The sequence below is a fragment of the Flaviramulus basaltis genome, from assembly GCF_900114265.1.
Classification (GTDB): Bacteria; Bacteroidota; Bacteroidia; order Flavobacteriales; family Flavobacteriaceae; genus Flaviramulus; species Flaviramulus basaltis.
This window is the reverse complement of sequence record NZ_FPKV01000006.1, coordinates 87,336-96,972: the sequence shown is the minus strand read 5'-3', so window position 1 is coordinate 96,972 and position 9,637 is coordinate 87,336. Positions and strand designations below refer to the sequence as shown.

At 31.4% G+C, this 9,637-nt stretch carries 7 protein-coding genes and 1 pseudogene; 3 read left to right on the top strand and 5 right to left on the bottom strand.

Features of this window, described 5'->3' with window-relative positions; genetic code table 11:
* Positions 1 to 84: 84 nt before the first annotated feature.
* Both BT151_RS17685 and BT151_RS17680 read left to right on the top strand, forming a co-directional pair.
* Positions 85 to 609, top strand: a complete 525-nt coding sequence (locus BT151_RS17685; protein WP_143144343.1) for a hypothetical protein — start codon at positions 85 to 87, stop codon at positions 607 to 609.
* A gap of 1,083 nt (positions 610 to 1,692) precedes the next feature.
* On the top strand, positions 1,693 to 2,520 hold the full coding sequence (locus BT151_RS17680) for a hypothetical protein (RefSeq protein WP_072403691.1): 828 nt from the start codon (positions 1,693 to 1,695) through the stop codon (positions 2,518 to 2,520).
* A gap of 654 nt (positions 2,521 to 3,174) precedes the next feature.
* Here BT151_RS17680 and BT151_RS17675 read toward each other — a convergent pair.
* The 5 genes and pseudogenes from BT151_RS17675 to BT151_RS17655 all read right to left on the bottom strand — a co-directional run bounded on the left by BT151_RS17675 (position 3,175) and on the right by BT151_RS17655 (position 8,078).
* A complete protein-coding gene (locus tag BT151_RS17675) occupies positions 3,175 to 3,900 on the bottom strand; it encodes a DUF6088 family protein (protein ID WP_072403690.1) in 726 nt (241 codons plus the stop codon).
* 130 nt (positions 3,901 to 4,030) lie between these two features.
* Positions 4,031 to 4,566: pseudogene (locus tag BT151_RS17670) on the bottom strand (type IV secretory system conjugative DNA transfer family protein); the annotation flags it as partial.
* A 349-nt stretch (positions 4,567 to 4,915) separates the two neighbouring features.
* The gene (uxuA, locus tag BT151_RS17665; RefSeq protein WP_072403689.1) at positions 4,916 to 6,115 is read right to left on the bottom strand and encodes a mannonate dehydratase; all 1,200 of its coding nucleotides are present in this window, start codon (positions 6,113 to 6,115) and stop codon (positions 4,916 to 4,918) included.
* A 15-nt stretch (positions 6,116 to 6,130) separates the two neighbouring features.
* Positions 6,131 to 6,946: an SDR family oxidoreductase gene (locus BT151_RS17660; protein ID WP_072403688.1), complete on the bottom strand. Its 816-nt coding sequence runs from the start codon at positions 6,944 to 6,946 to the stop codon at positions 6,131 to 6,133.
* A gap of 7 nt (positions 6,947 to 6,953) precedes the next feature.
* On the bottom strand, positions 6,954 to 8,078 hold the full coding sequence (locus tag BT151_RS17655; protein ID WP_084648020.1) for a glycoside hydrolase family 5 protein: 1,125 nt from the start codon (positions 8,076 to 8,078) through the stop codon (positions 6,954 to 6,956).
* Positions 8,079 to 8,264: 186 nt separating this feature from the next.
* Between BT151_RS17655 and BT151_RS17650 the strand changes: the two genes are divergently transcribed.
* Positions 8,265 to 9,629, top strand: a complete 1,365-nt coding sequence (locus tag BT151_RS17650; RefSeq protein ID WP_072403687.1) for a carbohydrate-binding protein — start codon at positions 8,265 to 8,267, stop codon at positions 9,627 to 9,629.
* Positions 9,630 to 9,637: the final 8 nt, after the last annotated feature.

Sequence of the window (9,637 nt, the reverse complement as noted above, 5' to 3'; positions counted from 1 at the left end):
ACACCTCAAGAAATTATGGATTCTGAACTAAAAAATGTAGCTTAGTATCTCACAAAAAAAAGCAACGTTTGTTGCGTTAGAACCTTGAATGCAGCCGAAATGCTAAAGATATTTAAGGGAAATATAACATCTGAATATAAGGAAAGACTTACCAAAGCTTTCCCGAAAAAACTGCATTCGGATTTAAACGAAGTTTTAAAAATCATTCCATTTGACAATAATAAAGTAAAACTCTTTGACGGAACAATTCACCAAGTTGACAATCTGATTCACGAAAATGAGTTGGATGTAGTACTTGACAATGAAACTTTGACAATTCCATACAGACTTTACTTTGACGAGCTAAATCCAGAATTGGAAAAGACTCTGACGGACAAACAAAAAGACATCTTAAATTGTATTTATTTGAGACATCATAATGGACATTTAAGAGAAGAAAGGCTGAATTTATTATCAGATAATTTAGAAAAATGGACAGTTCCTTTTCTAATTCAATTAATTGGAGAGTACATCTATGAACTACTTCCGATTATTGACAAAAAAGTAAATGAAAACACTCTGGACTTTTGCGCTGAATTTAGAGATGAAAACTCTATATATTGGCAATAGACTGAAAGTAGAATGATAAGTTATTGGAATGAATATTACAGATACAAATTCCCAAAACTGAAAGAATATTTGGGATTTGAAATTGTTAACCGAATAAAAAACGAACGCACAACAAGGTGTAAAAATAATAAGGGTGAAGTGCCAAACCCAAAATTAGTACATATTAACAAAGTCCGCCAAATTTTCAATTTGACGGTTAAAAGAAAGATAACGGTAAAATTGTAAATTTGGCTAAGTGCTAAATCGAAAAGTAAGTACATTTTAATCCCTTACTATTCTTACACAAACCGTTGTAAACAATTTCTCCGAAAAATTTTACGCTAAAAATAAACTGACCAAAACCCTTAATTTAAAACCAATCTTTACGCCGACTTTTAACCAGAAACGAAAAATAAAACTATCTGATTTCTACAAATTTTCGGATTTTAAAACGAATTAAAAAAACCGAATTTTGCGGATTTAAAAACCTGAAATAATATCTGACTGACCAAAGCAGTTCTCAACTGTTGCGTCGGACTTTACTCAGTCTGAGAAAAATTAAAGCGAAATAAATCGTGATTACTCAAATGTGTCACAACTGATTTACAACATTGTATAAAAATAATGCGTAGTTTAGTGCTTAATCAAAAGTTAGTGCTTTTTTTGTTAGCTTCTGATTTTCCTACGGAAAATCCTCGCACACAAAACCGCACTATTCTTATACGTAACCGTTGTGTACAATGCGCTCACTCGGTTAAAAAGCAATATAAATCTTTAATTTTTTCGCTTTAATTCTTAAAACATTTGACCTTAACAAAACGTATATATTACGGATTTCTGACCTCTATTTACGGACAAAATTTCTGACTCTAAAAATTCCGACCAAAGCAGAGCGCAACTGTTGCGAACGACTGACCTTCTGCACGGATAAACTAGATTGAAATAAATTAAGCACTGTACACAACATTGCCTATAATTCATTGCTGCGGATTTTTCCTGCGGAAAAATCTCGCACTTTTGCTATCTTTGATTTACGGCGGAAATGTCCTGCGGACTTTTCCGCAACGAAATCATAGCCGAACCGTTGGCAACAAGCTAAAAAAAATGAACGTCGAAAAAAATATACTTTGGGTTTTATTAATTTTCACAGTTGTTAGCTGTCAAATTTTTGACAAAAGCGAAAACCGAATTATAAAGGAATATTATAACCCAAAACAAAGTATGAAGGTTGTAGTTTTTGAGAAAATGGGAAATGCAACTGTTAACAATTCTATTCAAGCCTCTATTCAAGGATATGATTACGAATTAGATAATGAAGAAATCGGAAATGTATTTGTCGCTGACCAATTTGAAAGTTCCAAAATATCAAAAGATAGTATCTTAACCGTAAATTGGATAGATAATGAAACTGCCGAATTTACATTTCCTCACAAGATTAGGACTTTTAAAAAAGAAAAACAATTCGAGAATAATATTGGAAAAGTAAAAATTCTATATCAAACGACTGAAAAAATTGATTTGACAAAAGTTCCTGATTCCTTGGATTTAATAGCTGACAAAAATCTGGAGGGAGATTTTAACGGAGACAATAAAACTGACTTTGCTTCTATCGTAATAAATAAAAACAATCAAAAAACTGGAGTTTTAATAATTCACAATTCTGACAATCAAGAATGTTTTGTTTTCGGAGCAGGTAAAGAAATTGACCAAATGACAGATTTGGATTGGATTGAAGTTTTTGAAACTTTACCGAAAGGAAAAATAGTCTCACCAACTTTAGTTGACGAAGAAACTGGAGATATAATTGGACAAGACGAAAGCCGAAATTTTGAATTAATTGGAAACGGAATTTATATGAGCGTTGAGGAATCTCACGGTGGCGGAATTATTTTCTGGAATGGAAAAGAATACGAATGGTATCACGTTGAATAAAAGCCAGTTGCCAACACCATGTAAAAATAATTGCTTGGTTCTCGCCTATTTGGAAAATCCTACGGATTTTCTTCTGGTTCGTTCCATTTTTAGTAAGTTAGTTGCTTAAACACGCAACTATTCTTACACATCACCGTTGGCAACATTTTTGACCAGTCCTTAAATAAGGCTACTTAATTTTAAATATTATGTCAAAAAGAAAATAAAGTAATTAAACGTAACAACACACCATAACTTATTATAAAATTTTAATGTAAATTTGATATATTATTTATAATTCGAAAATCAAAACTGCATACGTTTTTGCATACGATTTTATAATTTTGATGCTTGTGAGCCCAATAAATGTGCTTAATTTTTAGTAAGTATAGAGTTCATAACCCGGAGGTCGGGGGATTGTGCCCCCCTCTCGCTACCAGGTAAATAAAGGAAAACCCAAGATTAAAACTCTTGGGTTTTTTGTTTCAGGTACAACAAATAGCTCTTTTTTAATTGAATATCCCAAATTGAATCATATAGCATCAAATTTTATGAAGCCATATTATTTTCTTATATTAATTCTTTAGAATAATAAAAATCAGCTGGCGAACCTCCAATTTGTCAAAAAAGCAAGTTAAAGTTAGTGTAAGTAAAATTTATAATTGTGAAATGTTATTAGGTGATATTCCAGTTAGAGATGGTAGGTAATGTTCTTTCAGAAATTCCAAATTCATAGCTGCTCAAATAGTTAATGGTTTCTTTAAGGGAACCACTCAATTCGTTAAATGAAAGGATTTCAAGAATGGCTCCCAGCAAAGCCCTAACTTTTGGTGGGTACGCTTTTGCAAAACTGGCCAACTTGTCTTTATCATCATCCGAAAGGTTTTCAATCTTTTGCTTAAGAAAGACAACGCCTTTCTTTTTATCCATATCTGGAATGTTCTTAAAATCCTTCATGACGTCCAATAGTTGTAATAAGGGCACATTTTTTTTTGTAACCCGAACATAACTCTTGGCAGGTTTAGTAATAAGGCTTCCTATTTTCGTCTTTATTTCTTTATCCTTACTTGCTAACCTCACAACATTAGAAACTTGAGTGGTCAATCCAAATTGATTGTATAATCTAACACCCGTTACATAAGCAATTTGCTTATCCTTTTCGAATAGATAATTTTTAAGTAACTCATCCTCTCTTGGTTTTAGTTCTCCAAAAACAGTTTGCTTGGGTTTATAGTACATCCCTTTTTTATATCTCTTGATAACCCCATTGGCAACCAATCGACTTAAAGCTTTAGCAGCAGCGGAAAATTCACTTTGGGGAATAGACAACGTATCGTATGTAAATACCTCTCCGGTATCTATACGAGCCACTTTAGTTTTTATGGATGTTGTTATATTCATAGTTCTAATAATACAAAGATACTCATTTTCAATAATACTTGTCAAGTTTTTTCCATTATTTACTTGACTATTAAAAACAAGAACTGTTCCATAATTAGTTTTTATTAACCTAGATATTAAGTTCCTCTAATTATTTAAAAATTGATTTAATAGCCTCATAAACCCTATCAAAATTAGCTTGTAAGTCGGCATCAGCATAGTCTTGTTGTTTCGTTGGTAATCGCTTTTCAATTTTAGGCAATTTAAATTGTACTTTCCGATCCTTTCCATCTGCGAACGTTATAAACTCGCCTTCTTTCAGCCTAAAAAACACATCCGCCCTAATTTTTGCGACCTCACGCTCCCCTGTTGTAATTCGGGTATCAAAATTGAGATTATGTCCTCGATTGACGCTGGTGGTTTCTTTCTTGACGATTTCAAAAAAGGGGTTCGTAATATTTCGCGGTGTCTGGATCGTATACCTTTCCGAAGAATTGATAGGATAAACTACTTAAGATCGTTTTACTAGCCTTGTCTCCATACATCATATCGTTTTGAATTTTATCTTACATCACGTAAATCGTGGCATGTGGCAGGAATTCGGTGCATATTTAGTAACCTGATCGTTGGTGCTTCTTCCATTAACAAAAAAGAAGCCATTGCATTTCGTACACTCATTTGTTTGGAACTGTGTTCAAAAACGTGTTCAGTTTTATGTTAACTTTTTATACAAATATTTTAATTAAATTAAGTATAAAATCTATAATATGCTTTCTTATGAAACATATTTTTAAAAGAATTTACTTGCCATAAATAATAGTTACCTCAACAGTTAAAAGTTCAAACTTTTTGGATAATACTTCACTAATTTTTAGATTTGAAATATAGTAAGATAATCCTAGAACAAACCCAATAAACCTGACTTCAAATCTAATTTTATTTCAAAAATTTAAGCAAAAAATGTTTAACCAAATTATATATGAATTAGATAAATTACATTCTTTTAAAAACCTTTTAGAAACAACTAAACTTACTTTTAATGATTTGTTCTAAATAGAAATCTTAAGTTTCTAATTATACCATACTCTAATCCTCTTAATTCAGCCATACCCCGTAATCTTCCTATACCTGAATACCCAGGGTTGGTTTTCTTATTAAGATCATCTAACATTTGATGCCCATGGTCTGGACGCATTGGAATTACATTATCTTTTCTGCCCTCTTTTTCACGTCTTTGTTCTTCAAAAACGACTTCTTTTATGATGTTAAACATGTCTACATCACCTTCTAAATGATTAGCTTCATAAAAATTCCCTTTTTCGTCTCGTTTAGTACTTCTCAAATGAAGAAAATGTACTCTATCTGCAAAACTCTTGAAAATTTTAACCAAATCATTATCTCTCCTCACACCTAATGAACCGGTACAAAAGGTAAGTCCATTAGAGATGTTTGGAACTTCCGAAAACAAATACTTAAAATCTTCTTCTGTACTAACTACTCTTGGTAATCCTAAAATTGGGTATGGTGGGTCATCTGGGTGCATACACATAAGCACGCTATTTTGAGATGCAACTGGAATGATTTCTTTTAAAAACAACACTAAATTCTCTCTTAACTTTTTATCATCAATATTAAGATACGTATTTAATATCGTTTGAAATTGATCTAAAGTGTAACCTTCTTCTGCTCCTGGCAAACCTGCAATAATATTGTTTACTAAAATTTGTTTCCCTTCTTCTGAGAGCTTCTCAATATATGCCATAGCTTCCATTTTTTCTTCTTCAGAATAGATGTCTGCCACTCCTGGACGTTTTAACAAATACATTTCAAATGCTGCAAAGGCCGTTACATCAAAACGAAGAGCTTTTGAGCCATCTTCAACTTCAAAATCCAAATCCGTTCTTGTCCAATCTAAAACCGGCATAAAGTTGTAACACACAATATTAATCCCACAACTTGCCAAATTCTCAATACTAATTTTATAATTTTCAATATATGTTTGAAAATTTCCAGAACGTGTTTTTATATTCTCATGTACAGGAATACTTTCAACAACACTCCAAGTAAGTCCAACATTTTCAATAATTGCCTTTCTTTTATTTATGTCATCTATTGTCCAAACATCTCCATTTGGAATATGATGTAAAGCTGTAACAATACCTGTTACACCTGCTTGTTTTATGTCTGATAATGATACGGGATCTTCTGGTCCATACCAACGCCATGTTTGTTCCATTTTATTTATTTCTTTTTAAACTCCACTAAAAGCGCTAAAACCTCCATCAATAGGAATCACAACACCCGTAACAAATTTTGAAGCTTCAGAACACAAATAGTGAATAGTACCATTTAATTCTTCCGCTTCCCCAAATCGTTTCATGGGTGTGTTTTGAATAATTTTATCCCCTCTTTGCGTATATGATTTATCGTCTTTATTTATTAATAAATCCCTATTTTGATTTCCTATAAAAAACCCTGGAGCTATAGCATTTACACGTAGGTTTTCTCCAAATTTCATTGCCAATTCAACTGCCAACCATTTTGTAAAATTATCAATAGCAGCTTTTGATGCCGAATACCCTACAACTCTTGTAACAGCACTTTGAGCTGTCATAGAAGAAATATTAATAATTATTCCTCTTTTATTTTTTGCCATTTCTTCACCAAACACTAATGCTGGCAAAATAGAACCAAATAAATTAAGATCAACTACTTTTTTAAAGTGATCGATATTAACATCAAAAATAGTTTGATTGATTCCAATAGTGGCTCCAGACATATTGCCCCCGGCAGCATTTATAAGCACATCAATTTTTTTGTATTTCTCTATAATTTTTTTAGAAACTTCTTTAAGGCTTTTTTCTTCTAGGACATTGCATACAAACCCATCAACTTTTTGACTAATTTTTTTTAAGGTTTCTGTGGCAACTTCAACAATATCTTCTTTATAATCTAAAATAATTATTGTTGCATTATTTTTTAATAAATAACGAGCCATTTCTCCACCTAAAATGCCTCCGCCTCCAGTTATGAGTATTACTTTATTTTTTATATTAAACAAATTCATTTAATTTTTAATTATCTTTTATTAAAACCTCTATCAATTCTTTATTTATAACACCCGTTTTTGAATCTATAATCCCAAAACCTCCTTGATAATCCCAATTGGCCCATGCGATATTATTCTCATTAAAAACACTTATAATATCAGAATACCACTGCATTCTATCTTTGTTTGGTGTTGATGGAAAGCAGCCAAATTCGCCACAATATAATTGCAAGTTGTATTCTTTTGCTATTTGAATTGCGGATTGCATTTTATCTTGAAAAAAATCTTTAGAGTATGATACATTGTCTTCTAAAAGGCTAATCTGTTCTTTAGTGTACTCTTTTAAATCTTCTTTGTTTATTGAAATACCTGGGTATTTTATAGGGCCATTGTAGAATCCTATTTTACTCCATGGCGCCTTATAATGTGTAAAAACATGTGGGCTGTAAAAATGAAAGCTTAAAATAATATTTGAATCTTCTTCAGGAATTTTTAAATTTTGAAACGTATCCACAGATTGCCACTTATTAGAACCCAAAACTATTGTACGAAAAGGCTCGTTTAATCTAATTTCTTTAATAGTCTCACTCAATAAATCGTTCCAATCTTTAGCATTATTCGCTACTGGTTCATTCAAAATTTCATAAGCTATTAAACCATTTGGATACTTTTTTAATTCTAATGACAGCTGCCTCCAAAGGTTAACAAATTTTTGCTGCTCAGTAACATCATCCCATAATGGATTGTATTCATTGTTAAAATAGTGAGCCCTCACTATATGTAGATCTACAATTACTCTTAAGTCATTATTTTTAGCCCAATAGATAGCACTATGAAGGGATTGAAATGCTAAAGTATCTTTTATTCCATTTTCATCCCACATATTTTTTTCATCAATTGGTAACCTAATATGATCATAACCTAAAGAAGCTATTAGCTTCATATCTTCTTCCGAAAAATAGTTAAGTCTTTCTTCTTCATTTTTATTAGATTGTGATAACCAATGACTAATATTCACACCTCGTTTTACTGTAAAGTCAGGTTTACTTATAGTTGTTAAATTATCTTGATTATTATTTTTGAAACAAAAAGTCAAATGCATTAAAACACTTATAATTAAAATTTTAAAAAAGGAATTTATATAAATCATAATTTAATTTGTTAATCCTAAAACAAATCTATACCTATTAAAAAAATAACATTATCATAAAAATCTCTTTTAAGGGGTAAAAATGTACATATATACCCCTTTACAAAAACTACAGAACACCTCTATTAGAATAGTATTTTTAATCTTTGTAATAACTAAACAAAACATTTACTAAAAAAGCTAATTATGATTTTAAAAAAAATTCAAAAAATTAAATCGTATTATTTAACAGGCTTAATCCTCTTTGGTTTACTTTCTTGTGAAGATGAAATTAGAGAAGTAACTCTCTATGAAAAAGGAAATATAGAAGCTTCTACAAGCTCAACAAATATTACAGTTGATGAAAGTATATCATATCAAGATCTATCAACTAAAGTTCAAAGTATAACTTGGGCTTTTGAAGGAGGCAACCCATCAACTTCTTTTAACTCTAATGTAGATGTAACTTATAATGAATCTGGCGTTTATATAACAACGTTGGAAGTTAAATTTATTGATAATCAAATTGAGAAAAAGGAATATACTATAGAAGTTTACCCATTGGCAATAGTTCCGCAAAATCCGTTTAGTGGATCTCCTAAACCAACTGAAACAAAAATCCAATTTGAAGACTTTGATTTTGGTGGTGAAAGTATTTCATACCATGACACAGACTCAAATAATGACGGAAACTCGAATTACAGATTTGGTCATGGAGTTGACATCGAAACAACAAACGATGAAAGCGGAAACTTTGATATCACTAATATTACTGATGGTGAATGGCTAGAGTACACAATATTTGTTGAAACTGCTAGCATATACGATATCAACTTTAAACTTTTAGCAGAAACAAATGGCAGCTCAATAATAGTGCAGAGAGTTAATGGTACAAATGTTACTGATTTAGGTGATACAGGAGCTATAACATCTACTGATGGTGTATATACAACAGTAACAGCTGAAAACGTAAACTTAGAAGCTGGACAACATGTTTTAAGAATGCTATTTTCTGGTAGTGGTATAAAAGCTAATTACTTCGAAATTATAAATACTATTTACATACCACCAGTGGAAAAATTTGGTATATATACAGAAAATACAGATTTAGTTGGCTCAACCCCTATTCAATTACAAGTTAACAATCAATTTGCCATTAACACCATAACAGATGATCCTTATGAAGGCACTAAAGCATTAAGTTTTACAATTGATGGTAGTGCAGATTGGGCAATGGCTTCAATAATACCAGATACTCCTGTAGATATTTCAAGTTATGTAAATTACAATGTAGCATTAAAATCTACAAGTAATGGCACTATCTTAATTAGATTACAAGGAGGCGGCCAAAGAGGTATCATATCTCTTGATGCAGCAAGTGAACCCTATGGCTTTAAAAGAGATGGAAACTGGCATTTAATTTCAATACCACTTACAGACTTTTTGGCTGACAATCCTGCTTTAAACTTATCATCAATTACAGATCTTATGGTTTTAAGAAGTTCTCCCGATGATGTTAGAAATGCCAATAATTATGATTTCTATTTAGACAATTTCTATTTATCAAGATAAAATTAAAC

Excerpts from the sequence above, each read along its gene's own strand:
- BT151_RS17680 (WP_072403691.1), top strand. The coding sequence starts at position 1,693 with ATGAACGTCGAAAAAAATATACTTTGGGTTTTATTAATTTTCACAGTT.
- BT151_RS17675 (WP_072403690.1), bottom strand. The coding sequence starts at position 3,900 with ATGAATATAACAACATCCATAAAAACTAAAGTGGCTCGTATAGATACC.
- uxuA (WP_072403689.1), bottom strand. The coding sequence starts at position 6,115 with ATGGAACAAACATGGCGTTGGTATGGACCAGAAGATCCCGTATCATTA.
- BT151_RS17660 (WP_072403688.1), bottom strand. The coding sequence starts at position 6,946 with ATGAATTTGTTTAATATAAAAAATAAAGTAATACTCATAACTGGAGGC.
- BT151_RS17655 (WP_084648020.1), bottom strand. The coding sequence starts at position 8,078 with ATGATTTATATAAATTCCTTTTTTAAAATTTTAATTATAAGTGTTTTA.
- BT151_RS17650 (WP_072403687.1), top strand. The coding sequence starts at position 8,265 with ATGATTTTAAAAAAAATTCAAAAAATTAAATCGTATTATTTAACAGGC.